This is a genomic window from Peptostreptococcus anaerobius 653-L (genome assembly GCF_000178095.1).
GTDB classification, from domain to species: Bacteria; Bacillota; Clostridia; order Peptostreptococcales; family Peptostreptococcaceae; genus Peptostreptococcus; species Peptostreptococcus anaerobius.
In genome coordinates, this window is the sequence record NZ_ADJN01000005.1 from 1 (window position 1) to 601 (window position 601).

The window sequence follows — 601 nt, forward strand, 5'->3', positions numbered from 1 at the left end:
ACTTTTTTGCCACTCTTGCAAAAATATCGGTACTTGTCCTAAAATATATGTCAAGACTAGGCCTTGCCTATTCATTTTAGTCTTGACTAGTATTTTAGGACTAGTAAACTGATATTTGAAAGAGGGCTTCCATACCTTAGGCCACACCACTCGTAGAGTATATTTTATCCATCTCTTCATCAAAGATTCCTTCAGGGGTTCTGTATCCTAGATTTTTTCTAGGCTTAGCATTTATAGTATCAACAAAATACATAATCTCATCCTCACTAAAGTCATTAATGCTTCTACCTTTTGGAATGAATTGTCTCAATATCCCATTGTGTATTTCATTACTGCCTCTTTCAAATGAAGAGTATGGATGACAAAAGTACACAGCTACGAGTGACTCAAAGTCACTTAGCCCTGAAAATTCTGAACCATTGTCGCTTGTTATGCTTTTAAATACTTCAGCAACTTTTGTTTTGCTTTCCATTATATAATCTAAAAGTGCGTCATTTACTGGTTTTGATGATTTAGAATCTATTTTGATAACCTTATAGTATCTAGATTTTCTCTCTATTATCGTTAGTAAAACATCTTGGTCCGATGTTTTCTTGCCTAT

At 33.9% G+C, this 601-nt stretch carries 1 protein-coding gene; it reads right to left on the reverse strand.

The window, feature by feature from the left end:
• Positions 1-136: 136 nt before the first annotated feature.
• The coding region (locus HMPREF0631_RS00525) for an IS30 family transposase (RefSeq protein WP_002842647.1) at positions 137-601 on the reverse strand (465 nt) is incomplete at its 5' end.